Annotated in this window: 19 protein-coding genes, 1 tRNA gene and 2 rRNA genes; 15 read left to right on the top strand and 7 right to left on the bottom strand. The window is 57.4% G+C overall.

Annotated features, from left to right (window positions below; translation table 11 throughout):
- Nucleotides 1-9: 9 nt before the first annotated feature.
- The 3 genes from AB4O01_RS12685 to rrf all read left to right on the top strand — a co-directional run bounded on the left by AB4O01_RS12685 (nt 10) and on the right by rrf (nt 3,492).
- A tRNA-Ala gene (locus AB4O01_RS12685) sits at nt 10-85 on the top strand.
- Between the two features lie 246 nt (nt 86-331).
- Nucleotides 332-3,225: ribosomal RNA gene (locus AB4O01_RS12680) — 23S ribosomal RNA — on the top strand.
- Between the two features lie 151 nt (nt 3,226-3,376).
- Nucleotides 3,377-3,492: ribosomal RNA gene (gene rrf / locus AB4O01_RS12675) — 5S ribosomal RNA — on the top strand.
- 220 nt (nt 3,493-3,712) lie between these two features.
- Here the strand turns inward: rrf and AB4O01_RS12670 are convergent.
- Nucleotides 3,713-5,062, bottom strand: coding sequence for a lysozyme inhibitor LprI family protein (locus AB4O01_RS12670; protein WP_460091952.1), 1,350 nt, complete (start codon nt 5,060-5,062; stop codon nt 3,713-3,715).
- Between the two features lie 210 nt (nt 5,063-5,272).
- Here AB4O01_RS12670 and AB4O01_RS12665 point away from each other — a divergent pair, with 210 nt between their 5' ends.
- The 4 genes from AB4O01_RS12665 (at nt 5,273) to AB4O01_RS12650 (ending at nt 10,457) form a co-directional block, all read left to right on the top strand.
- Nucleotides 5,273-6,877 (top strand): tetratricopeptide repeat-containing response regulator, encoded by a 1,605-nt coding sequence (locus AB4O01_RS12665; RefSeq protein WP_093442081.1) that lies wholly within the window; start codon nt 5,273-5,275, stop codon nt 6,875-6,877.
- Entirely contained in the window at nt 6,874-7,566 is a 693-nt protein-coding gene (locus tag AB4O01_RS12660) for a sensor histidine kinase (RefSeq protein ID WP_093442086.1), read from the top strand. Before AB4O01_RS12665 ends, AB4O01_RS12660 begins: the two co-directional genes overlap by 4 nt.
- A 200-nt stretch (nt 7,567-7,766) precedes the next feature.
- On the top strand, nt 7,767-9,008 hold the full coding sequence (locus AB4O01_RS12655; RefSeq protein ID WP_320336569.1) for a glutamine synthetase family protein: 1,242 nt from the start codon (nt 7,767-7,769) through the stop codon (nt 9,006-9,008).
- A 69-nt stretch (nt 9,009-9,077) separates the two neighbouring features.
- A complete protein-coding gene (locus tag AB4O01_RS12650; RefSeq protein ID WP_460091949.1) occupies nt 9,078-10,457 on the top strand; it encodes an MFS transporter in 1,380 nt (459 codons plus the stop codon).
- A gap of 74 nt (nt 10,458-10,531) precedes the next feature.
- On the opposite strand, the gene AB4O01_RS12645 is transcribed toward AB4O01_RS12650, so the two are convergent.
- From AB4O01_RS12645 to flgA, 4 genes are all read right to left on the bottom strand, one after another.
- Nucleotides 10,532-11,278 (bottom strand): flagellar brake protein, encoded by a 747-nt coding sequence (locus tag AB4O01_RS12645; RefSeq protein ID WP_093442101.1) that lies wholly within the window; start codon nt 11,276-11,278, stop codon nt 10,532-10,534.
- 88 nt (nt 11,279-11,366) lie between these two features.
- Entirely contained in the window at nt 11,367-11,834 is a 468-nt protein-coding gene (locus AB4O01_RS12640) for a flagella synthesis protein FlgN (protein ID WP_099756941.1), read from the bottom strand.
- 48 nt (nt 11,835-11,882) lie between these two features.
- Nucleotides 11,883-12,209 (bottom strand): flagellar biosynthesis anti-sigma factor FlgM, encoded by a 327-nt coding sequence (flgM, locus tag AB4O01_RS12635; RefSeq protein WP_077574151.1) that lies wholly within the window; start codon nt 12,207-12,209, stop codon nt 11,883-11,885.
- 148 nt (nt 12,210-12,357) lie between these two features.
- Nucleotides 12,358-13,119, bottom strand: a complete 762-nt coding sequence (gene flgA, locus AB4O01_RS12630; protein WP_026000512.1) for a flagellar basal body P-ring formation chaperone FlgA — start codon at nt 13,117-13,119, stop codon at nt 12,358-12,360.
- A gap of 82 nt (nt 13,120-13,201) precedes the next feature.
- On the opposite strand from flgA, the gene AB4O01_RS12625 reads away from it, so the two are divergent.
- The 6 genes from AB4O01_RS12625 to flgE all read left to right on the top strand — a co-directional run bounded on the left by AB4O01_RS12625 (nt 13,202) and on the right by flgE (nt 18,338).
- Complete coding sequence (locus tag AB4O01_RS12625) at nt 13,202-14,134, top strand: chemotaxis protein CheV (RefSeq protein ID WP_007917585.1); 933 nt, start codon at nt 13,202-13,204, stop codon at nt 14,132-14,134.
- Nucleotides 14,135-14,180: 46 nt separating this feature from the next.
- Nucleotides 14,181-15,008: a protein-glutamate O-methyltransferase CheR gene (gene cheR / locus AB4O01_RS12620; RefSeq protein ID WP_016983976.1), complete on the top strand. Its 828-nt coding sequence runs from the start codon at nt 14,181-14,183 to the stop codon at nt 15,006-15,008.
- 372 nt (nt 15,009-15,380) lie between these two features.
- The gene (flgB, locus tag AB4O01_RS12615) at nt 15,381-15,788 is read left to right on the top strand and encodes a flagellar basal body rod protein FlgB (protein WP_007917581.1); all 408 of its coding nucleotides are present in this window, start codon (nt 15,381-15,383) and stop codon (nt 15,786-15,788) included.
- Between the two features lie 3 nt (nt 15,789-15,791).
- Nucleotides 15,792-16,235 (top strand): flagellar basal body rod protein FlgC, encoded by a 444-nt coding sequence (gene flgC, locus AB4O01_RS12610; RefSeq protein ID WP_099756939.1) that lies wholly within the window; start codon nt 15,792-15,794, stop codon nt 16,233-16,235.
- A 15-nt stretch (nt 16,236-16,250) separates the two neighbouring features.
- Nucleotides 16,251-16,976 carry a flagellar hook assembly protein FlgD gene (gene flgD / locus AB4O01_RS12605; protein ID WP_093442110.1) on the top strand — a complete coding sequence of 242 codons (726 nt, stop codon included), beginning with the start codon at nt 16,251-16,253 and terminating at the stop codon, nt 16,974-16,976.
- A gap of 30 nt (nt 16,977-17,006) precedes the next feature.
- Nucleotides 17,007-18,338, top strand: coding sequence for a flagellar hook protein FlgE (flgE, locus tag AB4O01_RS12600; RefSeq protein WP_093442114.1), 1,332 nt, complete (start codon nt 17,007-17,009; stop codon nt 18,336-18,338).
- A gap of 361 nt (nt 18,339-18,699) precedes the next feature.
- On the opposite strand, the gene AB4O01_RS12595 is transcribed toward flgE, so the two are convergent.
- Nucleotides 18,700-21,594, bottom strand: a complete 2,895-nt coding sequence (locus AB4O01_RS12595) for a ribonucleoside-diphosphate reductase subunit alpha (RefSeq protein WP_093442118.1) — start codon at nt 21,592-21,594, stop codon at nt 18,700-18,702.
- A gap of 855 nt (nt 21,595-22,449) precedes the next feature.
- Here AB4O01_RS12595 and AB4O01_RS12590 point away from each other — a divergent pair.
- Nucleotides 22,450-23,172: a response regulator gene (locus AB4O01_RS12590; protein WP_320336504.1), complete on the top strand. Its 723-nt coding sequence runs from the start codon at nt 22,450-22,452 to the stop codon at nt 23,170-23,172.
- A complete protein-coding gene (locus AB4O01_RS12585) occupies nt 23,169-24,779 on the top strand; it encodes an ATP-binding protein (RefSeq protein WP_093442125.1) in 1,611 nt (536 codons plus the stop codon). Before AB4O01_RS12590 ends, AB4O01_RS12585 begins: the two co-directional genes overlap by 4 nt.
- A gap of 116 nt (nt 24,780-24,895) precedes the next feature.
- On the opposite strand, the gene AB4O01_RS12580 is transcribed toward AB4O01_RS12585, so the two are convergent.
- A complete protein-coding gene (locus tag AB4O01_RS12580) occupies nt 24,896-25,621 on the bottom strand; it encodes a 4'-phosphopantetheinyl transferase family protein (protein ID WP_460091945.1) in 726 nt (241 codons plus the stop codon).
- Nucleotides 25,622-25,756 lie beyond the last annotated feature (135 nt).

Below are 25,756 nucleotides of genomic sequence, written 5' to 3'. Positions count from 1 at the left end.
TAGAAATACGGGGCCATAGCTCAGCTGGGAGAGCGCCTGCCTTGCACGCAGGAGGTCAACGGTTCGATCCCGTTTGGCTCCACCACTACTGCTTCTCTTGTGTAAAGCTTAGAAATGAGCATTCCATCATGATGATGGTGAATGTTGATTTCTAGTCTTTGACTAGTTCGTTCTTTAAAAATTTGGGTATGTGATAGAAAGATAGACTGAACGTTACTTTCACTGGTAACGGATCAGGCTAAGGTAAAATTTGTGAGTTCTCTTAATTGAGAAATTCGAATTTTCGGCGAATGTCGTCTTCACAGTATAACCAGATTGCTTGGGGTTATATGGTCAAGTGAAGAAGCGCATACGGTGGATGCCTTGGCAGTCAGAGGCGATGAAAGACGTGGTAGCCTGCGAAAAGCTTCGGGGAGTCGGCAAACAGACTTTGATCCGGAGATGTCTGAATGGGGGAACCCAGCCATCATAAGATGGTTATCTTGTACTGAATACATAGGTGCAAGAGGCGAACCAGGGGAACTGAAACATCTAAGTACCCTGAGGAAAAGAAATCAACCGAGATTCCCTTAGTAGTGGCGAGCGAACGGGGACTAGCCCTTAAGTGGCTTTGAGATTAGCGGAACGCTCTGGAAAGTGCGGCCATAGTGGGTGATAGCCCTGTACGCGAAAATCTCTTAGTCATGAAATCGAGTAGGACGGAGCACGAGAAACTTTGTCTGAATATGGGGGGACCATCCTCCAAGGCTAAATACTACTGACTGACCGATAGTGAACTAGTACCGTGAGGGAAAGGCGAAAAGAACCCCGGAGAGGGGAGTGAAATAGATCCTGAAACCGTATGCGTACAAGCAGTGGGAGCAGACTTTGTTCTGTGACTGCGTACCTTTTGTATAATGGGTCAGCGACTTATTTTCAGTGGCGAGCTTAACCGAATAGGGGAGGCGTAGCGAAAGCGAGTCTTAATAGGGCGTCTAGTCGCTGGGAATAGACCCGAAACCGGGCGATCTATCCATGGGCAGGTTGAAGGTTGGGTAACACTAACTGGAGGACCGAACCGACTACCGTTGAAAAGTTAGCGGATGACCTGTGGATCGGAGTGAAAGGCTAATCAAGCTCGGAGATAGCTGGTTCTCCTCGAAAGCTATTTAGGTAGCGCCTCATGTATCACTGTAGGGGGTAGAGCACTGTTTCGGCTAGGGGGTCATCCCGACTTACCAAACCGATGCAAACTCCGAATACCTACAAGTGCCGAGCATGGGAGACACACGGCGGGTGCTAACGTCCGTCGTGAAAAGGGAAACAACCCAGACCGTCAGCTAAGGTCCCAAAGTTATGGTTAAGTGGGAAACGATGTGGGAAGGCTTAGACAGCTAGGAGGTTGGCTTAGAAGCAGCCACCCTTTAAAGAAAGCGTAATAGCTCACTAGTCGAGTCGGCCTGCGCGGAAGATGTAACGGGGCTCAAACCATACACCGAAGCTACGGGTATCATCTTCGGATGATGCGGTAGAGGAGCGTTCTGTAAGCCTGTGAAGGTGAGTTGAGAAGCTTGCTGGAGGTATCAGAAGTGCGAATGCTGACATGAGTAACGACAATGGGTGTGAAAAACACCCACGCCGAAAGACCAAGGTTTCCTGCGCAACGTTAATCGACGCAGGGTTAGTCGGTCCCTAAGGCGAGGCTGAAAAGCGTAGTCGATGGAAAACAGGTTAATATTCCTGTACTTCTGGTTATTGCGATGGAGGGACGGAGAAGGCTAGGCCAGCTTGGCGTTGGTTGTCCAAGTTTAAGGTGGTAGGCTGAGATCTTAGGTAAATCCGGGATCTTAAGGCCGAGAGCTGATGACGAGTGTTCTTTTAGAACACGAAGTGGTTGATGCCATGCTTCCAAGAAAAGCTTCTAAGCTTCAGGTAACCAGGAACCGTACCCCAAACCGACACAGGTGGTTGGGTAGAGAATACCAAGGCGCTTGAGAGAACTCGGGTGAAGGAACTAGGCAAAATGGCACCGTAACTTCGGGAGAAGGTGCGCCGGTGAGGGTGAAGGACTTGCTCCGTAAGCTCATGCCGGTCGAAGATACCAGGCCGCTGCGACTGTTTATTAAAAACACAGCACTCTGCAAACACGAAAGTGGACGTATAGGGTGTGACGCCTGCCCGGTGCCGGAAGGTTAATTGATGGGGTTAGCTAACGCGAAGCTCTTGATCGAAGCCCCGGTAAACGGCGGCCGTAACTATAACGGTCCTAAGGTAGCGAAATTCCTTGTCGGGTAAGTTCCGACCTGCACGAATGGCGTAACGATGGCGGCGCTGTCTCCACCCGAGACTCAGTGAAATTGAAATCGCTGTGAAGATGCAGTGTATCCGCGGCTAGACGGAAAGACCCCGTGAACCTTTACTATAGCTTTGCACTGGACTTTGAATTTGCTTGTGTAGGATAGGTGGGAGGCTTTGAAGCGTGGACGCCAGTTCGCGTGGAGCCATCCTTGAAATACCACCCTGGCAACTTTGAGGTTCTAACTCAGGTCCGTTATCCGGATCGAGGACAGTGTATGGTGGGTAGTTTGACTGGGGCGGTCTCCTCCTAAAGAGTAACGGAGGAGTACGAAGGTGCGCTCAGACCGGTCGGAAATCGGTCGTAGAGTATAAAGGCAAAAGCGCGCTTGACTGCGAGACAGACACGTCGAGCAGGTACGAAAGTAGGTCTTAGTGATCCGGTGGTTCTGTATGGAAGGGCCATCGCTCAACGGATAAAAGGTACTCCGGGGATAACAGGCTGATACCGCCCAAGAGTTCATATCGACGGCGGTGTTTGGCACCTCGATGTCGGCTCATCACATCCTGGGGCTGAAGCCGGTCCCAAGGGTATGGCTGTTCGCCATTTAAAGTGGTACGCGAGCTGGGTTTAGAACGTCGTGAGACAGTTCGGTCCCTATCTGCCGTGGACGTTTGAGATTTGAGAGGGGCTGCTCCTAGTACGAGAGGACCGGAGTGGACGAACCTCTGGTGTTCCGGTTGTCACGCCAGTGGCATTGCCGGGTAGCTATGTTCGGGAAAGATAACCGCTGAAAGCATCTAAGCGGGAAACTTGCCTCAAGATGAGATCTCACTGGAACCTTGAGTTCCCTGAAGGGCCGTCGAAGACTACGACGTTGATAGGTTGGGTGTGTAAGCGCTGTGAGGCGTTGAGCTAACCAATACTAATTGCCCGTGAGGCTTGACCATATAACACCCAAGCAATTTGCGTCGAAGAGACCAGATTGCGGTGTGTGAAGACGAAACGAACCGAAAGTTCGATGTTCACAAACACCGAAAGCTGTCACATACCCAATTTGCTGAAGCGAGGCCACAAGGTCACGAGTCAGTACCCGAATTTCTTGACGACCATAGAGCGTTGGAACCACCTGATCCCATCCCGAACTCAGCAGTGAAACGATGCATCGCCGATGGTAGTGTGGGGTTTCCCCATGTGAGAGTAGGTCATCGTCAAGATTAAATTCCGAAACCCCAATTGCGAAAGCAGTTGGGGTTTTGTTTTGCCCGCAGGAAAGTTTATCAGGGATAAAAAGTTCGGGAAGACTATCAAGTTCAAATACAAAAGCCCCGTCGCAATCGAAATTGCGACGGGGCTTTTGTTTTACCGTCAGCCGACGAATTGCCACAACGTGCCGCGACTGCATCATTGATCTTCAACATCAGACTGGATAAGCGGTTAACCCTCGTTCAGCTCAATTTTACCCATTGAGGTACTGACTTCGGTTATGTGTCGGCGACCGTAGACTTCGTATGTGCGGCTGCCGTCATCGCTGTCCGGTTTACGCAATGCCAGTTGCGCGAACAAACCATTCTTTTCGCTGTAACTGCCGAACCAGTCGATCAAGGCGCCGATGTAACAATCATTGCCAATGAAGACTGGCAGGTCGGCTACTTTTTCAATGCTGTAATGCGCCGGGCCAAAGCTGTAGTAATCGTTTTCACCAGCGCCTGTAGCCGGAATAGGGCAGAGCGGTTCTTTTGAAGGGATAGCAGCGGTTTCATTTACTTTCGCCACTGCCAGATTGAGCGCTCGGTGCAGATCGGGTTCGAGTTCAAACGTGCTGTTGCCGTCATCTTTGTGTTGAAGAACGGGCACGTTGAGGTCGTAGTGATAACGGATCGTCACCGTAGGCACCTGGACGTTGATTTGCAGCGGGTTGAGCAAGTAGATCCGATCAACGCCGTACTCGCTGTTTCGATAAGCCGCGTAAGTTTTGCCACGCAGGTTTATCCAGTCTACCGACTGATTGGCACCGCGATCGTTGGTGTAGAACAGCGAACTTTCGGGCTCAACAGAGCGTTTGACGAACCGTTCTCCGTCGCGACGCCAGGTTTCCACATAGGTGAACAGACCTGTGCCCCCGGCGTAGGTATTCACAATCAGATCGCGCTGCCCGTCGCCATCCAGATCCTGCAAAGTGTAAGAGGTCAGGCCGGTTTCGGCAGCGTCAGTGATCCGCGAAGCGGTCAAGGCTCGCCATTCATTTGCAGTAACGCCTTTGGGTTGTGCAGTCGGAAAGTGCGTTATCGACGAATCCTCTTCACTGGCATCGCCGTGAAAACCGCCGGCAGTTGTTTTCACGGCGAGCGCGGCGAGTGCTCGGTCCAGCGCAAATTCGGGATCATCTTTACTGGCGGCTTGAATGCTCTTTTGCAGGTCGTCCAGCGCCTGTTCATCGAGGTCATCCGGTTGATAGGCAACGGCTGCCTGCCACTGTGCCAGCAGCACTTGCAGGCGCTCGCGATAGTGCTGATCCAGGCACGAAATGTCTTCGGCGCATTCGTTGCGGGCTTTCAGCCACAGTCGTTGAGTGCGCCTGAGCTCAGGTTGTGCGGGAGCAGAAACCTTGAATAAATCCCGATAAACCACCCCCATTTGCGCATCCAGTTCATACAGCGACTTGTTCGCGCAAACAGTGTTTTCGACGGCATTCGCCGCTTTTGTGCAATCCATTCCAGCCGCCATTGCCTGCTGAACAAACAGCAGAGCGCAGGCGGACACGATGTAGCGTCCTTTGATGTCCACGATGTAAGCCTTGTAGTGGGAAGTTGTCCTGGCGCGCAGGGTAAATGCTCGCAGAGGAATCTTGAAGCACTGGCTTCAGGGAACCGCACTTCTGGCCGATAACCCATTCGGTGACTTAAAAGTCGCGCGAAATCGCTTGATAGCATTTTGCCGCCAGCTATCATCTGCGCGCCTGAAATTGCCCTCACTTCAATTGCCTGGAAATCTTCGATGCTGTCGTATCACCAAAAAAGTTTTCTGATCGTCGATGATTTCTCGGATTTCCGCAGTTCCGTGCGTTCGATGCTGCGTGAGCTCGGGGTCAAGGACGTCGACACGGCCGACACCGGTGAGCAGGCGCTGAAGATGTGCGCGCAGAAGTCCTACGATTTCATCCTGCAGGATTTCCATCTCGGCGATGGCAAGAAGAACGGCCAGCAGGTGCTCGAAGATCTGATGTCGGAAAAGCTTATCAGCCATGAAGCGGTGTTTGTCATGGTGACGGCCGAGACCAGTCAGGCGATGGTGCTCAGTGCTCTGGAGCACGAACCGGATGCGTACCTGACCAAGCCGTTCAACCGCTCCGGCCTGGCCCAGCGCCTGGAGCGTCTGGAACAGCGCAAGACGTTGCTCAAGCCGATTCTACAAGCCCTCGATCGTGGCAAACCGGTCGAGGTGCTTAACGCCTGCATCGCCCTGTGCAAGCAGGACATTCGCTATTCACCGCTGTGCCTGCGTTATCGCGCCGATGCGCTGCGCGAGATGAATCAGAACGAAGCGCTGGAACGTCTCTATGACAGCATCATTGCTGACCGGCCGTTGCCATGGGCATTTGCCGGACTTGGCAAATTGCTGTTCAAGCGTGGCCAGGTGGCGCAAGCCAAGGGCGTTTATGAAAAGGCCCTGAAGGTGTTCCCGATGATGCCGGCGCTGTACGACGGCATGGCCGATGTACTGGTCGCCGAAGGCGATAGCAAAGGTGCGCAACGGGTGCTGGAGGAGGCGATTCGCCTGTCTCCCTTGGCGGTGCGTCGGCAGGCGTTGCTGGGCAAACTGGCGATGGCCAACGAAGACTTCGACACCGCGTCCCGCGCCTATCGTCAGGCCGTAGCGCAAGGCGCGCAGTCGCGCTTCAAGGATCCGGAAAGTAATCTCGGCCTGGCTCACGCGTTGATCAGCAAAGGCAGCGAGCGCGGGCTCGACACGCGCACACGCCTGGAGATCAACACCACGCTCAGTGCGGTGGCCAAAGAAAACCCGAGCGACCCCGGCCTGCAGATTCGTGCGCGTCTGATGAAAGCCACCAGCCTGCTGCTCAACGATGCCGAGACCGCCGACAAGCTCACCGAGCAAGCGCTGATGCGCCTCGACGGCATGGAGCAGTTCATGAGTCCGGAAGCTGCGCTGTTGGTCGCCAAGCAATTGCAGATGCTCGGACAGGCCGAGGCGGGCACCTCGATGCTCAAGAGCTGCGCAGAGATCTACGGTGACGATCCGGCAGTAATGAAAGACATCGCCAAGCTCACTGATGACCCGACCATCCTCAGTTCCAGCAACGCTGCTGCTGACCTCAACCGTCAGGGCGTGCGCGTGTACAAGACCGGCAACCTGGTGGAGGCCCGTGAGGTGTTCCGCAAGGCGCTGAAGATGCAACCGAAGAACATCAGTATCGCGCTGAACATGGCCCAGTCGCTGCTCCACGGCACCGACACCAGTGTGCCGTCGGCGGAACTGGAAGAATGTCGGGCCTGCCTGAAAATGGTTGGCCTGATGCCCGACACCGACGCGCGTTTTGCGCGTTATCAGAAGCTGAAAAGCAAGGCGTTTGGCGAATGAACCACGACGAGCAAGCTCTGGATTTTTCTACGGTGATCGCCTCCACCGTCCACGACATGAAGAACTCGCTGGCCATGCTCATGCAGGCCCACAGCCAATGGCTGGCACGGTTGCCTGAGGCGCAACGGTTAGGCGCGGAGCAGGGTGTGATCGACTTCGAGTTTGCCCATCTCAACGGCATGCTGGTGCAACTGCTCGGGCTGTACAAGCTCGGCGTCAACCAGATGCCGCTGCAACCGGCCTATCACGAACTCGATGACTTTATCGAGGCGCAACTGGCGGCGCATCAGGAAGTGTTTGCCAGTCGCGGGATCATCGCCACCTATGAAGTCGATCCGCTGAGCCCGTTGGGTTTCTTCGACCGTGAGCTGATTGCCTCGGTGCTGGGCAACTGCATCAATAACGCCATTCGTTACGCCCGCGAATCGCTGCTGATCACCGTCAGTGACGAGGCTGGGCAACTGGTGCTGAGTATCAACGACGACGGCGACGGTTATCCGGCCGAGATGCTCGAGCGCCAGGCCGATTATGTACAGGGCATCAATCACAGCAGTGGCAGCACCGGGCTCGGTTTGTATTTCGCCAATCGTATCGCGGCGCTGCATCAGCGCAATGGTGTCGAAGGACGCACCGAAATCCGCAACGGCGGACCGCTTGGCGGCGGGGTGTTCAGCCTTTATCTGCCGTGACACAGGTTTTTCTTTGACGCTGCTTGATATTCCGAACAGCCGGAGCCTATTTTGTGCGGGTCGCCGTTCGCGGCTCGCACAATAACAAGGATTGCGTCATGACAACCGATGGCCAGGGTTCACTCGCGCAGCGATTGACCGGCATTGATGAGATTGAATGTGTTACGCCGGATCTGAATGGCGTGCCGCGCGGCAAAGTGATGACCGCTGAGGGTTTCCTCGAAGGGCGGCGTCTGCAACTGGCCCGTGGCGTGCTGTTGCAATGCATCATGGGCGGTTACCCGGCAGCACGGTTTTACGGCAGCGACGACGGCGATCTCGCCCTGATTGCCGACCCGACCCAGATCCATCGTTTGCCATGGAGTGACGACCCGCGTGCCCTGGCGATTTGCGATGCCGATGAGTTGAGCGGCGAAAGCTCCAACCTGTCGACTCGCGGTCAGCTCAAGAAAGTCATTGCCCGTTATGCCGCGCGCGGCCTGGCGCCGGTGGTGGCGACCGAGCTGGAATTCTTTGTCTTCGCGCCGAATGCCGATCCGACCCAGCCATTCCGTCCGCCAGTAGGCCTTGACGGGCGTCGCGAGGATGGCCAATCGGCGTTCAGCGTCAGTTCCAATAACGGTCTGCGGCCGTTCTTCAACGAAGTCTATAAGTGCATGGCGGCACTCGGTCTGCCGCGCGATACTTTCATGCACGAGATGGGCGTCAGCCAGTTCGAGATCAATCTGCTGCACGGTGATCCACTGCTGCTGGCCGATCAGACGTTCCTGTTCAAGCACCTGCTCAAGGAAGTCGCGCTCAAGCACGGCTTGACTGTGGTGTGCATGGCCAAGCCGCTGGCACACACGCCAGGCAGTTCGATGCACATTCATCAGAGCATCGTCGAGACCGCTAGCGGCAAGAATGTCTTCAGTGATGCGCACGGTGAGCCGACCGCGATGTTCCGTCACTTCATCGGTGGCCAGCAGGCGGGCATGGCTGATTTCACCGCACTGTTTGCACCTAATGTGAATTCCTATCAGCGCCTGTGCCATCCGTACGCATCACCGAACAACGCCTGCTGGTCGCACGACAACCGGGCGGCCGGCCTGCGAATTCCGGCCAGCTCGCCGGTTGCCCGTCGGGTGGAAAACCGTTTGCCGGGCGCCGATGCGAATCCGTATCTGGCGATCGCCGCCAGTCTGGCTGCCGGTTTGCACGGGATCGAGAATGAGCTGGAACCGAGCGAAGCGATTCAGGGCGAGTTCGCGGTGCCGGACAATCTTGCGCTGCCGTGTACCTTGCACGCCGCGCTCGAACGTCTGAAACGTAGCCAATTGGCGAGGGAACTGTTCGGACAGGAGTTCATCGAAGGCTACATCGCTTCGAAGACCATGGAGTTGACCAGCTTCTTTGATGAAATCACTCCCTGGGAACGACGTGTTCTAGCAGCCCAGGCCTGACGTACCGCCGCCATCGGGCTATCGTTCTGGTAGCCCGATATTAACTGCAAGGAGCCGCTCGGAACGCCGATGCGCCAAATCTGGAAATCCTTTCGAGCACTGTATTTCGCCTCGCTGATGATGTTGATCGGCTCGGGCCTTCTATCCACTTATCTGGCATTGCGACTGGCCGCTGACAATGTCGACGGCCTCTGGGTCGGCGCGTTGATGGCGGCCAACTATTTCGGTCTGGTGCTGGGCGGCAAGATCGGTCACCGACTGATTGCCCGGGTCGGGCACATCCGTGCTTATTCGGCCTGTGCCGGGATCGTTGGGGCGGCGGTGCTTGGCCACGGTCTGGTCGATTGGCTGCCGGCGTGGCTGGTGCTGCGGACCATCGTCGGTCTGGGCATGATGTGCCAGTACATGGTGATCGAGAGCTGGCTCAACGAACAGGCGGACGCCAATCAGCGTGGCCTGGTGTTCAGCGGCTACATGATCGCTTCGTACCTGGGCCTGGTCCTCGGCCAACTGATTCTGGTCATGCACCCGGGCCTGGGGCTGGAACTGCTGATGCTGGTCGCGCTGTGTTTCGCCCTGTGTCTGGTGCCCGTGGCATTGACGCGGCGGATTCACCCGGCGCCACTGCATCCGGCGCCGATGGAGCCACGCTTCTTTATCAAGCGCGTACCGCAGTCGTTGAGTACGGTGCTGGGTGCCGGTTTGATCATCGGCTCGTTTTACGGTCTGGCGCCGCTGTATGCCTCGCAGCAAGGGCTTTCGACCGAGCAGGTCGGTCTGTTCATGGGTAGCTGCATCTTTGCAGGTTTACTGGTGCAGTGGCCGTTGGGCTGGTTGTCCGATCGTTATGACCGGGCGCTGTTGATTCGCTGCTTTGCCGGGTTTCTGGCGGTGGCGGCGTTGCCGTTGGCCGTGCTGCCGCAGGTTCCGCTGGAGGTGTTGTTCGGGGTTGGTTTCCTGTGTTCACTGGTGCAGTTCTGTCTGTACCCACTGGCGGTGGCATTCTCCAATGACCATGTGGAAGGCGATCGTCGCGTGTCGCTGACGGCGATGCTGCTGGTGACTTATGGTGTCGGTGCGAGCATCGGGCCGTTGCTTGCGGGCGTGTTGATGAAGCTGTTTGGCAGCCAGAGCCTGTATGCGTTCTTCAGCTTCTTCGCGTTGGTGCTGGTGTGGCGGATCCGGCCGAAAGCGGTGACCAATCTGCATCAGGTCGACGACGCGCCGCTGCATCACGTGGCCATGCCGGACAGCATGTCCAGCTCACCGCTGGTGGCGGCCCTCGATCCTCGGGTAGACGAGCAGGTGGTGCAGGAGCAGATGGTGCAAGACCCTGTGCAGGCGCCGGCAAGTCCCGAGCCTGAAGCTGATACTCAGTCAGAGCCTGCGGCAGAAGTCGAACCGGATACCGATAAACCCGCGCCTGATCTCAGTGGCGGCAGACCCTGAGCTGAACAAAAACACCGCGCATAAAAAAAAGGGCAGTCCCGCCAAGGACTGCCCTTTTTATTGGCCGCAACGAATCAGAGATCGTCTTTGTCGAAACGGCGTGCTTCACGTTGCAACTGATACACGAAACGCTCAACGTTGCGCGCAGCCTGGCCACTGATGTTGTGGAAACGCAGACCGGCAAAGGTGATGTTGAGTTTTTCTTCGAAATGCAGATAGCGCAATTCGACGGAGATCGGCTGGTTGCCGAACAGCGGCGGGGCGATCAAGCGGTCATAAACCTGGCCCAATTGCAGGCGGTCGGTGATATCACCTTCGAAACGCAGCTTGCAGCCGGTCGCGGAGATATCCAGCAGTTTGCCGTTGATTGGCGCCTTGAGTTTTTCACCGCCCAGTTCAACGCTGACCAGATCGGTCAGTTTCAGTGCTGCGCGGAAGGCATTGCGGCGCTGGTGGTAAACCACTTCAGTCGGCAGTGCGCCGGTGTAGAAACGATCACCCTCGGATTCTTCGATATTCAGCGTGCCGGTGCATTCCCAGGCGATGCGCACGCCTTCATGAAAACCTTCAACCTTGAATGGCTCACCGGCCTGCAGGAAACGTTCGCCATCACGCGGAATCATCTCGTCCAGTGCGATCGTAGCGCTGTCGCGGTCGACTTTGATCAGATAGCTCTGGAAGCGCTGGCTGCGCTCATGAAAGGTGATGATCAGTGGATCGTGGCTTTCTTGCAGCTGGCGCAGGTTGCTGGAGATTTCCAGTGGCGTGGTAAGCACCTTAGGGGGCTGCGGAGCATCATCCGCGCTGAGGGCGTTGGACACGGTTTATCAATCTCCAGACAAAATATGACGACTAGCCAGCATTTTGCCAGCATGTTTCGCGGGTTGATAGAGCTGGCGCATCAACGGCTCATGCCTGGCTGAGCGGACGCGGTGTGGCGGGTTTGGCAAATGTACCGCTGGCGTTATACAGCGCCGGCGCTTCACCGCCGGTGAGGATCTTCAGCTGATTGGCCGTGGCGGCCTGCTGGATCTGGATCGACTGGCCGTTCTTGAGGTTGGCGGCCTGGCATTGAGCGATCAGATCGGTCAATGCATCGCCTTGCGCCAACAACTGCTCACCAATGCTCGACTGGCCAGCCAGTTGCTCCAGACCGCTGCGGTCTGTCGGCAAGTTGAGGCTGGCGAGGATTTCACTGCGCTTGCGGCCATGCTGTTCAAGCAGAATGATCAATGCCTGTTTATGCGCCAGAATGTTTTCCAGCAAGGGCATGTCGCGACCGTGCAACGCGAGGGATTCGGTTTGCAGCAACTCCAGCAATTGTTGAGCTGGAGCAAAGTCGTCGTTGATCAATTGCAATAAATTAGTGTCGTGCATGGCTGGCCTTGGGTTTTAAGCGTCCAAAAGCCTGGCGCCGGCAAAAGCCTAGCGCTGGGCTTCGAAGTTGAGCAGTTTGCTGGCTACACGGTTGCTGTCGACTTTATAGCTGCCATCGGCAATCGCGGCTTTCAACTCGGCCACACGGGCTTTGTCGACAGCAGGCTGATCGCGCAGCTTGTCAGTGACCTTCTGCAACTGTTGAGCCTCATTGCTGAGGTGTACCGATTCCCCGCTTTTTGCGGTACTGGCCGGTTCGGCCTGGGTATTCAGCGGCGCGGAGGTGCCGGTTTCGGCGGTTTCCTTGGCGTTGCTGGTACGTGTACTGCCCGTAAGTGACGAGGAGCTGTTCAAACGGCTGAAATCGATGACCATGATAAAAACCTCTGGGAATTTGGACGCTTGCCATGTTTTCGGCCATCCCCTGGAAAACTTTAGGCACATTTACAATGAGCCTTGCATGCGCCGGCGCGTGTCCTGCTGCGGCACAGTTTAGGGAACAGCCGGGGTCAGCGCCAGTTTTCTACATCGCCACTTCCACTTGGCCGGGCGCGGTGACTTGCGCCTTGATGACCCGTTGCGAGTTGAGGTTTTTCACCCGGATCTGTTCTTTCAAACCGCCATTGGCCAGCGCTTCACCGGGCATGCGCACGGCGAGCGTGCCGCTGCGCGCAGTAATGACCACTTGATCACCCTTGCGAATGACTTCCGCCTGTTCCAGATGGACCAGGGTAATGACCTGATCGGCTACCGTTGGTCGGGTTAATTTCTGCCCGATCGCTTCGTCTACCGAGGTCAGAAAGCCTTGGTTGATCGTGCTCACGTCGCGTTCACGCAGGGTCACGTCCTGTGGTTCGATGATCCCTGCACGTTTCAGCGGTCGGGTGGTTGTCACAATCTCGCGAAACAGGCGGACTTGAGCGGGCACGAACACAGTCCAGGGCGAGGCGCCCTCACAGCGGACCTTCACGGTAACCCGGCCCAGCGGACGTGCCGGACTCTCCAAAGTCGCTGTCAATTCCTTGTCGCACATAGGCATGCGCATACGAGGGTCGAGCTGGTTTACTTCGATCTCGTAGCGGCCTTCCGTTTGACTGGTGGCCAGATAGTCTTCTACGGTGAACTCAAGAAAGCCCTGAGTGACGCCGATAAGCATGTCAGGCAAGGTAACCGCATCAGCAATGGCAGGGCTGCCAGCGAAAAAGCAGCAGACGGCGGACATCGCGCAAAGGCTTTTGCGAGCGCGGGAGGTCAGGTGTCGGAAAAATGTCGTTTGAGCGTTCATACGAGTTAAAAAGCAAGCGCCGTGCCGTTTAGCAATAAATGTGCGTCGCAACAACACTTGGCGTTGGTGTAGGAGTCTGGGCATGGCTGGTGTAATGGATTCGGTGAACCAGCGCACGCAACTGGTGGGGCAGAATCGCCTGGAGCTGTTGTTGTTCCGTCTCGACGGTCAGCAGCTCTACGGAATCAACGTGTTCAAGGTGCGGGAAGTGTTGCAGTGCCCGTCGCTGACGTTGATGCCCAAGTCCAGTCCTGTCGTGTGCGGGGTGGCAAATATCCGGGGGGCGACCATTCCGATCCTTGATCTGGCAATGGCCACCGGTTCCGGAGCGTTGAAGGACAAGAACAACCCGTTCGTGATCATCACGGAGTACAACACCAAGACCCAGGGTTTCCTGGTCCGCTCGGTGGAGCGCATCGTCAACATGAACTGGGAAGAGATTCATCCACCGCCCAAGGGCACGGGTCGCGATCACTACCTGACGGCTGTGACTCGGGTGGACAATCAGTTAGTCGAAATCATCGACGTCGAGAAAGTGCTGGCGGAAGTTGCGCCGACGCCGGAAGCGATTTCGGTGGGCGTGGTCGATGTCGAGACCCAGACCAAGGCACTGTCATTGCGTGTCTTGACGGTCGATGACTCGTCGGTGGCGCGCAAGCAAGTCACGCGTTGTCTGCAGACAATCGGGGTCGAAGTGGTGGCGCTGAACGACGGCAAACAGGCGCTGGATTACCTGCGCAAGCTGGTCGATGAGGGCAAGAAGCCGGAAGAAGAGTTCCTGATGATGATTTCCGACATCGAGATGCCGGAGATGGACGGGTACACCCTGACGGCGGAAATCCGCGGCGACGCACGCATGCAAAAGCTTCATATCATCCTGCATACTTCGTTGTCGGGGGTATTCAACCAGGCGATGGTCAAGAAAGTCGGTGCAGATGACTTTTTGGCCAAATTCCGTCCTGATGACCTCGCATCCCGGGTAGTCGACCGGATCAAAGCAGCAGATATCAGCTAGGGGCGTTTTGCTCCTGGCGGTCAACACGATTTAAGAGGCGGCATCATTGTCTACGGGTAATTTGGATTTCGAACAGTTCCGGGTCTTCCTGGAAAAAGCCTGTGGCATTCTGCTCGGTGAAAACAAGCAGTACCTGGTCTCGAGCCGTCTCAACAAACTGATGGAGCAGCAAGGCATCAAATCCCTGGGTGAGCTGGTTCAGCGCATCCAGACCCAGCCGCGCAGCGGTTTGCGCGAGCAGGTAGTTGATGCCATGACGACCAACGAAACCCTGTGGTTTCGTGACACCTATCCGTTTGAAGTCTTGAAGAACAAGGTGCTGCCTGAAGCGATCAAGGCCAGCCCCAACCAGCGCTTGCGGATCTGGTCAGCGGCGTGCTCGTCGGGCCAGGAACCGTACTCGCTGTCGATGTCGATCGACGAGTTCGAGCGGACCAACCTTGGTCAGTTGAAGATGGGCGTGCAGATTGTCGCCACTGATTTGTCCGGTCTTATGCTGACCAACTGCAAGACCGGCGAATACGACAGCCTGGCCATCGGTCGCGGTTTGTCGCCGGAACGCCTGCAGCGTTACTTCGACCCGAAAGGGCCGGGCCGCTGGGTGATCAAGGCGCCGATCAAGAACCGGGTAGAGTTCCGTTCGTTCAACCTGCTCGACAGCTATGCCGCGCTGGGCAAGTTCGACATCGTGTTCTGCCGCAACGTGTTGATCTACTTCTCTGCCGAAGTGAAGAAAGACATCCTGTTGCGCATTCACAGCACGTTGAAGCCGGGCGGTTATCTGTTCCTTGGCGCTTCCGAAGCGCTGAACGGTTTGCCGGACCATTACCAGATGGTGCAGTGCAGCCCGGGGATTATTTACCAGGCGAAATAACCGTATCGGCAACACCAAAAAACGGCAGGTCCCAAAAAGACCTGCCGTTTTTTATGCCCAAAGAAATTCTCCCTGACACCATAAACCCCCTGTAGGAGTGAGCCTGCTCGCGATAGCGGTAGCACATTCAGCAGCATCGGTACCTGACACACCGCTATCGCGAGCAGGCTCACTCCTACAGGGGATCGTGGTGTGTATGAGATGGACGGCAAGCGGCAGAAAAGCGGCATCCGGCGGAAACCGGTTGCCGCTTTTCTGGCATTGCCGCTTTGCCGACTCCCTGCAAAGCCCCGGTTTATGCGGCTTTTGTGGTTTGGCACGGCGCTTGCTAAAGCTCAGTTACGAAAAACCGGTCACCTGAAGGTTCCCGACATGAGCATCAGCTTCGATAAAGCGCTCGGCATTCACGAAAAGGCATTGGGCTTCCGCGCCCAGCGTGCCGAAGTGCTGGCCAACAACATCGCCAACGCCGACACCCCGAACTACAAGGCTCGGGATCTGGATTTCTCCAAAGTGCTTGAAGCACAGACCCAGAAAAATGCGAACGGCACCATCGCCCTGAACATGACCAACAGCCGTCACATCGAAGCTGAAGGCCTGGGCAATGGCGACGAATCGCTGATGTATCGCACGCCGATGCAACCGTCGATCGACCAGAACACCGTGGACGCTCAACTGGAACAGTCGAACTACGCGGAAAACGCCGTCGGCTTCCAGGCCAGCTTCACCCTGCTCAACAGCAAATTCAAAGGGCTGGTGTCAGCCCTGCGCGGAGAGTAATCCATGTCCCTGTCCAGCGTTTTCAACATTGCCGGCAGCGGCATGAGCGCACAAACCACGCGTCTGAACACCGTGGCGTCGAACATCGCCAACGCCGAAACCGTCTCGTCGAGCATCGACCAGACCTATCGCGCCCGTCACCCGGTATTCGCCACCATGTTCCAGGGCGGCCAGAGCAGCGGCAGCAACTCGCTGTTCCAGAGCCAGGACGCGGCCGGTCAGGGCGTACAGGTGCTCGGTGTGGTCGAAGACCAGAGCAACCTCGAAGCGCGTTACGAGCCGAACCATCCGGCGGCCGACGCCAAAGGCTACGTCTACTACCCGAACGTCAACGTGGTGGAAGAAATGGCTGACATGATTTCCGCGAGCCGCTCGTTCCAGACCAACGCCGAAATGATGAACACCGCCAAAACCATGATGCAGAAGGTACTGACCCTCGGTCAGTAATAAGGGGCGACTGCCATGAGTGTTTCCGATACCACTAGCAGCCTGAGCATGAATGACATCCTGGCGAACTCGTCGAAAAAGACCAGTTCGACCACCGGTGGCATTGCTTCGGCGACCAACAGCGCCACCGGCGGCCAGGCACTGGGCAAGGATGCGTTCCTGCAATTGCTGGTCACCCAGCTGAAAAACCAGAACCCGCTTGATCCGCAGGACAACAGTGCCTTCGTTGCGCAGTTGGCACAGTTCAGCAGCCTTGAGGGGATCACCACCCTCAACAGCACTGTCAGCTCGCTGGCTGGCAACTACAACTCCTCGCAGGCGTTGCAGGCTTCGTCGCTGGTGGGCCGCAATGTGATCGTGCAGACCAACTCGGTTCAGCTCGACGATCCGAGCAAAGGCATGACCGGCTCGGTCAGCGTTCCGTCGTCGATTGCCGGCGGCACCGTCAGCATCACCGACAGCAGCGGCACGGTGGTTCGCACCATCGATCTGGGCAGCCGCGCCGCAGGCAGCGCGAGCTTCACCTGGGACGGCAAGGACAAGGACGGCAACGTGGTCAAGACCGGTACCTATACCGTCAAGGCCAACGCATCGATCAATGGCACCTCGACCGACATGGCGACGTACCTGCCGGCCACTGTCACCAGCGTGACGATCAGCCAGACCGGCGGCGAGCTGATGCTCAACCTGTCCGGCAAGGGCACCGTTGCCCTGTCCAAAGTACAAACCATTGGTATATAGAGCCGACTAACCGGCACAAAGGAGTGGAATATGTCTTTCAATATCGGCCTTAGCGGTCTCTATGCAGCCAACAAGCAACTGGACGTGACCGGCAACAACATCGCCAACGTCGCGACCGCCGGTTTCAAATCGTCCCGTGCAGAATTCGAAGACGTCTACTCGGCCACTCGCCTGGGTAGCGGCAGCAAAGTGATCGGCAACGGCGTGCGCCTGGCCAATGTTTCCCAGCAGTTCACCCAGGGTGACATCAACAACACCGGTAACGTGCTGGACATGGGCATCAACGGTTCGGGCTTCTTCACCATGAGCAACAACGGCTCGGTGTCCTACACCCGTGCCGGTACGTTCAAGGTCGACAACGCCGGTTACATCACCAACACCGACTACACCTCGCGCCTGCAGGGTTACGGCGTGGACGCCAATGGCAAGATCATCAACGGTGTGTTGACCGACCTGAAGATCGATACCTCGAACCTGGCGCCGAAATCGACTTCCCTGGTGACGTCGAGCATCAACTTGAACTCGACTGCGCCGGTGATCAACGACACAGTGGCGGCCGGCAAGTTTGATCCGAGCAAGCTTGAGACGTACACGAAGAGCTTCAGCACTCCGATCTACGACTCGCAGGGCAACTCGCACGTCATGGATCAGTACATGGTGAAAACCGGCCAAAACACTTGGAAGGTTTACACCCTGGTGGACGGGCGTAATCCGGATGCAACCGGTAGCAATCCACTCACGACGCCTCCAACTGCTTCGACACTGACGTTTGACAGTTCGGGCAATCTGACTCAGGTCAGCACACCTAATCCGGCGGATCCGGCCAATCCGATCATCAGCAGCGACTTGAAGCTGGCCAATTGGAAGCCGGGCAACGTGGTCAACGGTAACTTTGTACCTAACGGCGCAGCAGCCAACACGGCTGGCGTGACCATCTCCATGTCCAAGACCACTCAGTACAACGCTGACACCGCGCGTTCGATTCCGACTCAGGACGGTTACGCCACTGGCCAGATCACCAACCTGACCATCGACGGCACCGGTACTTTGTTCGCCAACTTCAGCAACAACCAGAGCAAGGCCATCGGCCAGGTTGCGCTGGCCAGCTTCACCAACGAACAAGGCCTGCAGGCTATCGGTGGCACCAGCTGGAAAGAGACGTTTGCTTCGGGTATCCCGGGCTACGATGCACCGGAAACCGGTACCTTGGGTTCGATCGCTTCCAACTCGCTGGAAGAGTCGAACGTTAACCTGACCAACGAACTGGTAGACCTGATCAAGGGCCAGAGCAACTATCAGGCGAACGCCAAGACCATTTCCACTCAGAGCACCATCATGCAGACCATCATTCAGATGACCTGATTCTGGTGGCTGCTTGTGCAAGGAAGCCCCTCTTTTGAGGGGCTTTTTTGTTGGGTTTTTTTTGGGGGAGGGGGGATGTTTTGATTGGGTGTATATCCGTTGCTGCGGCTGGCGGTTCGCTCTTACAGCGACTCACTCCGACCAATCTCCGATTGCACACTCCCAATCCCACTGTGGGAGCGAGTTCGCTCGCGAAGGCGACCTGAAAGCCAGGCAGCTTCTGCCAGATGTACTCAACCTCTGTAAGCGCTGCCGAAGGTAAACGGCGCACAAAAGAAAACCCCCGACACACCAGAAGTCTGTCGGGGGTTTCTTTTGCCTGGAAGAATCAGACGTCTCGCAACGCCTGACTCAGCTCAGCTTATTGGCAAGCTTCGCAATCCGGCTCGTCAATCGCGCAAGCCTTTGGCACTGGCGCAGGACCGGCAGGAGCTGCCAGAACCGAATCGTCGCCGTGGTTGCCGCCGCTGGAAACAGCGTTCAGCTTGCCGGTGTTGATGGTCGACTTCTCGGTGCTGGTCGCGGCCAGGGCACGGAGGTAGTAAGTGGTTTTCAGACCACGGTACCAGGCCATGCGGTAGGTCACGTCGAGCTTCTTGCCCGATGCGCCAGCGATGTACAGGTTCAGCGACTGGGCCTGGTCGATCCACTTCTGACGACGGCTGGCGGCGTCAACGATCCACTTGGTGTCCACTTCGAACGCGGTCGCATAAAGCTCTTTGAGTTCTTGCGGGATGCGCTCGATCTGCTGAACCGAACCGTCGTAGTACTTCAGGTCGTTGATCATGACCGAGTCCCACAGACCGCGAGCCTTGAGGTCGCGAACCAGGTACGGGTTGATCACGGTGAATTCGCCCGACAGGTTCGATTTCACATACAGGTTCTGGTAGGTCGGTTCGATCGACTGCGATACGCCGGTGATGTTGGCGATGGTCGCGGTCGGTGCGATGGCCATGATGTTGGAGTTACGAATGCCTTTCTGTACACGGGCGCGAACCGGTGCCCAGTCGAGGGTTTCGTTCAGGTCGACATCGATGTACTTCTGGCCACGGGCTTCGATCAGGATCTGTTGCGAATCCAGCGGCAGGATGCCTTTGGACCACAGCGAACCCTGGAACGTCTCGTACGCGCCACGCTCGTCAGCCAGGTCGCAGGACGCCTGGATCGCGTAGTAGCTGACCGCTTCCATCGACTTGTCGGCGAACTCGACGGCAGCGTCGGAACCGTAAGGGATGTGCTGCAGGTACAGCGCGTCCTGGAAGCCCATGATGCCCAGACCGACCGGACGGTGCTTGAAGTTGGAGTTCTTCGCTTGTGGCACCGAGTAGTAGTTGATGTCGATCACGTTATCGAGCATGCGTACAGCGGTGTTCACGGTACGTTCCAGCTTGGCGGTGTCCAGCTTGCCGTCAACGATGTGGTTCGGCAGGTTGATCGAGCCCAGGTTGCAAACGGCGATCTCGTCCTTGTTGGTGTTCAAGGTGATCTCGGTGCACAGGTTCGAGCTGTGAACCACGCCGACGTGCTGCTGCGGGCTGCGCAGGTTGCACGGGTCTTTGAAGGTCAGCCATGGGTGGCCGGTTTCAAACAGCATGGAGAGCATTTTGCGCCACAGGTCTTTGGCCTGGATGGTCTTGAACAGTTTGACCTTGCCTGGGTATTCGGTCAGCGCTTCGTAGTACTCGTAGCGCTCTTCGAAGGCTTTGCCGGTCAGGTCGTGCAGGTCCGGTACTTCGGATGGCGAGAACAGGGTCCACTTGCCGTCATCGAAGACACGCTTCATGAACAGGTCAGGGATCCAGTTGGCGGTGTTCATGTCGTGGGTACGACGACGATCATCACCGGTGTTCTTGCGCAGCTCGATGAACTCTTCGATGTCCATGTGCCAGGTTTCCAGGTAGGCACAGACAGCGCCTTTGCGCTTGCCACCCTGGTTAACGGCTACAGCGGTGTCGTTCACCACTTTGAGGAACGGCACAACGCCTTGCGACTTGCCGTTGGTGCCCTTGATGTACGAACCCAGAGCGCGAACAGGCGTCCAGTCGTTGCCCAGGCCGCCGGCGAATTTCGACAACATGGCGTTGTCGTGGATCGCGTGGTAGATGCCCGACAGGTCATCCGGCACGGTGGTCAGGTAGCAGCTCGACAGCTGTGGACGCAGGGTACCGGCGTTGAACAGGGTCGGGGTCGACGACATGTAGTCGAAGGACGACAGCAGGTTGTAGAACTCGATCGCACGGTCTTCTTTCTGCTTCTCTTCGATCGCCAAGCCCATGGCCACGCGCATGAAGAAGATCTGCGGCAGTTCGAAACGCACGCCATCCTTGTGGATGAAGTAACGGTCGTACAGGGTCTGCAGGCCCAGGTAGGTGAATTGCTGATCACGCTCGTGGTTGATCGCCTTGCCCAGTTTTTCCAGGTCGAAGGAAGCCAGCACAGGGTTCAGCAGTTCGAACTCGATACCTTTGGCGATGTAAGCCGGCAGTGCTTTGGCGTACAGGTCGGCCATTTCGTGGTGAGTGGCGCTTTCGGCCACACCGAGGAAACCCAGACCTTCGGCACGCAGGGTGTCCATCAGCAGGCGGGCAGTCACGAACGAGTAGTTCGGCTCACGCTCGACCAGCGTACGGGCGGTCATCACCAGGGCGGTGTTGACGTCGGTCAGGGCCACGCCGTCGTACAGGTTTTTCAGGGTTTCGCGCTGGATCAGGTCGCCGTCGACTTCTTCCAGACCTTCGCAGGCCTCGGTGACGATGGTGTTCAGGCGGCCCATGTCGAGCGGCGCCAGGCTGCCGTCGGTACGGGTGATGCGGATCGACGGGTGAGCGTTGACCGCTTCTTCGGCCGGCGCGTGGGCAGCGCGTTCTTTCGAACGACCGTCACGGTAGATCACGTAGTCGCGAGCGACTTTCTGCTCACCGGCACGCATCAGGGCCAGTTCGACCTGGTCCTGGATTTCTTCGATGTGGATGGTGCCACCCGACGGCATGCGACGCTTGAAGGTCGCGGTGACCTGTTCGGTCAGACGGGCAACGGTGTCATGGATTCGCGACGAAGCGGCAGCGGTGCCGCCTTCAACTGCGAGGAACGCTTTGGTGATAGCGACGGTGATCTTGTCATCGGTGTAAGGAACGACAGTGCCATTGCGCTTGATCACGCGCAGTTGACCAGGCGCGGTGGCTGCCAGATCCGAATTCGAATCAGCGGCCTGCGGCAAGGTGCCCTGCGGGTTCTCGCGAGTTGTGTCGGTTTGCATGGGGGGGGTCTCCACATTCTCTATGTTTGTTTGGGCACCATCATGGTGCCCACCGTTCTGTCCAGAAGCACTACAGCCGACGGGCGTCGGGTATAACAACTTCGGGACAGTAGGAAAAAAGGCTGATGAAGCCGCATCCTTGCCGAAGTTTTTGGCTACGAGCCAGGGCTCGAGCCGGATTCCTTCCCGGGTGACAGTAATGACTGCAACACCCGTACCGTTCTCGCCGCTGCGAGCTAAAAAACGGTGCCATCCGCAAGTGCGGTTTGGGCTTTGAAAAACTTGCTTGGTTCAACCGGAAACAGGCAATAAATCGCTTGAGTTTCAGGTCTGAAATGTGGTTGGGCGTTTAAGCGGAAAACCCTATATGTAGGGTCTCTCCCTGCGCCGTGCTACAAGATAATGCGTTTCACGGGTGCTTGCAACGTACTAACTGTGGATAAACCTGTGCGTAAATTGTGTAAGAAATCCGGAATTCGCGTGTAGGCCGCGAACCTGCTGAGCTAGACCGTCTGTCACTGTTTTTTCACCGGGAAAAACGCTTCAGCGGATTTTTAAGGGCGCGAACCCTATCACAAAAAACGGCCTTGTCCGAACGCATTTACCGACTTGTGTTCTGGCTGTACGCCGTTTATACAATCGGCCCATGCGCAGGCATTCTTATCCTCCTTAAACATGACAAAAGGTCGGGAGGATCTGAAGCTGTGGGAGCGAGCCTGCTCGCGAATGCGCTATGTCAGCTGACTCAGATGTTGGCTGATACGACGCCTTCGCGAGCAGGCTCGCTCCCACAGGGAATTGTGTTGAGGCAGACGTTCCTCCTTTATTAATAACAATAGAAAGCAGAGGTCAGCGGTGGAGCAACAAGCCTTTGAGGTATTGATCGTCGAGGATGACCAGCGGCTGGCCGAATTGACGCGCGACTACCTGCAAGCCAATGGACTGCGCGTGGATATCGAAGGCAACGGGGCGCTGGCGGCGGCGCGGATCATCAAGGAACAGCCGGATCTGGTGATCCTTGATCTGATGCTGCCGGGCGAGGATGGCCTGAGCATCTGTCGCAAGGTGCGCAATCAGTATGACGGGCCGATTCTGATGCTCACCGCGCGCACCGACGATGCCGATCAGATCCACGGGCTCGATCTCGGTGCCGACGATTACGTGTGCAAACCGGTGCGCCCACGTCTGTTGCTGGCACGAATCCAGGCGTTGCTGCGCCGTAGCGACACACCTGAACCGCTCGCCGAAAAATCCCGCCGTCTGCAATTCGGCCCGCTGGTGGTCGATAACGCCTTGCGTGAAGCGTGGCTGAGCGACAGCGGCATCGAGCTGACCAGCGCCGAGTTCGATCTGCTCTGGCTGTTGGTGTCCAACGCCGGGCGGATTCTGTCCCGCGAAGAAATCTTCACCGCACTGCGCGGCATCGGCTATGACGGTCAGGACCGTTCGATTGATGTGCGCATCTCGCGCATCCGCCCGAAAATCGGCGACGACCCCGACCATCCACGCCTGATCAAGACCATTCGCAGCAAAGGTTATCTGTTCGTTCCTGAAGCCTGCGTAGACCTGCCGCTGTGAACTCGATCTTCCTGCGCATCTACGGCGGCATGTGCGCAGCGCTGATTCTGGTGGCGGTGCTCGGCGTGCTGGCGCTGAATCTGCTCAATCAGGTGCGCAGCGAGCAGTATCGCGAGCGGCTGGCCCACGGTACGTTCTCGCTGATGGCCGACAACCTGCAACCGATGAATGAAACCGAGCGCCATCGCGCGTTGCTGGTGTGGGAACGTTTGCTGGGGATCCCGCTGGCGCTGAAGAAGTTTGCCGAGACCGATCTCGATCTGACCCAGCGCACCCGCGTGCAACGGGGGCAGGCGTTGGTCGAGCAGACCGGTCCGCACGCGGCGAAGGTTTACCGGATGGTCAGCGACAAGGAACAGCTCGTACTGGTGGGTGAAGTTCAGCAGATCAGCGAGCAACTGGCCCGCGCAACCATTTACCTGCTGGCCGATGAACTGGTGCGCGTGCCGGTCGCCGAGCAACCCAAGCGCCTCGCACAGATAAAGGACGAGAAGGGCTTCGGTTTTGATCTGCGCCTGGTCACGGTGAATGACGCCGACATGGACGAAGACCAGAGCCGCCGCGTGGCCGAAGGCGACACGGTGATGGCGCTGGGCAAGGGCGGCGATTCGATCCGCGTGTTTGCCGGCATGGTCGGCACGCCGTGGGTGCTGGAAATCGGGCCGCTGTATCAGATGAACCCGTATCCGCCGGAATGGCTGGTGCTGATTGCGGCACTCGGCCTGAGCCTGATCGGCCTCATTGTTTATCTGTTGGTGCGCCAGCTCGAACGCCGTTTACGCGGCCTCGAAGCAGCGGCCACGCGGATTGCCAAGGGCAGCCTGGAAACCCGTGTGCCGGCGCGCGGTGCCGACTCGGTCGGGCGTCTGGCGGCGGCGTTCAACGGCATGGCCGAGCACTTGCAGCAGCTACTGGCAATCCAGCGCGAATTGGTGCGTGCGGTCTCTCATGAACTTCGCACGCCGGTGGCGCGTCTGCGTTTCGGTCTGGAAATGATCGGCTCGGCGACCACCCCGCAAGCGCTGGAGAAATACCGCGAAGGCATGGATCACGACATCGAAGACCTCGATAAACTGGTCGATGAAATGCTCACCTATGCGCGACTGGAGCAGGGTTCGCCGGCGCTGACGTTCCAGCGCATCGATCTGGATGCGCTGGTCAATCAGGTGATTGAAGAGCTGGCGCCGCTGCGTGCCGAGGTCACGGTGCAACGTGGTTTGTGCCTGTCTGCGGCGGATAACGATGATGCCTGGGTCGAAGCCGAACCACGTTATCTGCATCGGGCGCTGCAGAATCTGGTGAGCAACGCCATGCGCCATGCGCGTTCGAAGGTGACGGTCAGTTATCAGGTCGGGCAATTGCGCTGCCGCGTCGACGTCGAGGATGACGGCCCGGGCGTGCCGGAAGTGGCGTGGGAGCGGATTTTCACGCCGTTTCTACGCCTGGATGACAGCCGTACGCGGGCGTCGGGCGGGCATGGCCTGGGCTTGTCGATTGTGCGACGGATCATTCACTGGCATGACGGCCGGGCGATCATTGGCAAGAGCAAGAGTCTGGGTGGGGCTTGCTTTAGCCTGAGTTGGCCGCGCAATCAGGAACGCCGGTAATTCTTGTGGTGGCCGCGATGCCGCCTTCGCGAGCAAGCTCGCTCCCACATTTGAAATGCGGTTTCCTGTGGGAGCGAGCTTGCTCGCGAAGAGGCCCTTGCAGGCACCGAAAGATTTCAGGCCTTGATGCTGACCAGACTCAGCAACTGCCCATCCTGCACCCCGAACTGCGCCTCCAGTTCAGTACCGTTGCGCCATTCAGCAGACAAGTCTATCAACAAGCGCAAATGCACCTGACCCGCCTCCGTCCATTCCAGCACTTCTGCATGCTCGAAATAAAAGCGCTTCTGCACAATCGGGTACAGCGCTTTGAACAGACTTTCCTTCACCGAAAACGTCAGCGTCACCCACAGCGCCAACTGATCCCGCGAGGCGGCCGTCATGCGCTGCATTTCAGGTGGCGTCAGAATCTCCCCAGCCAAGCGCTCGGCCCGTTCGGTGTCGAGCAGATTTTCCAGGTCCATGCCCAAACCGCGCCAGTGCCTTTTGTCGGCGACAATCGCTGCCGCGCGTCCGGTGCTGTGCGTGATCGAGCCGCAGATATGCGCGGGCCATATCGGCGCGCGGTCTTCACCAATCGCTGGCACAACGCTGCTGCCTTCCAGTTGCTGCAACGCTGCACGGGCGCAAATCCGCCCGGCGAGGAATTCCGCCTGACGTTTGGCCACCGAGCGCTGAATGCTTGGCGGCGGCTCGATGGCGCTACGGCGAAAGTCATCGCCAAGCAATTGAGCCGGATCGAAGTGAGTGCTGAGCAGCACGGTATCAGGCAGCACCGTCGGCAACGGCCAGTGGCTGTCGAGCGCGGTGCAGCAGGCGGGGAGGGTGGGGGTGAGATTCATGGCGGGCATTTTGCCGGTTAGTCGAGACAAGGTCGAGATTGGCGGTGAAGCTTTCGCGAGCAGGCTCGCTCCCACAGGGGATCTTCTGGGCGGCATAGATCCGGTGTGGGAGCGAGCCTGCTCGCGAAGGCCGCA

The sequence above is a fragment of the Pseudomonas sp. S2_E02 genome (assembly GCF_054668355.1).
The sequence above is the reverse complement of the archived record's forward strand: the minus strand, read 5'-3'. Positions and strand labels throughout refer to the sequence as shown.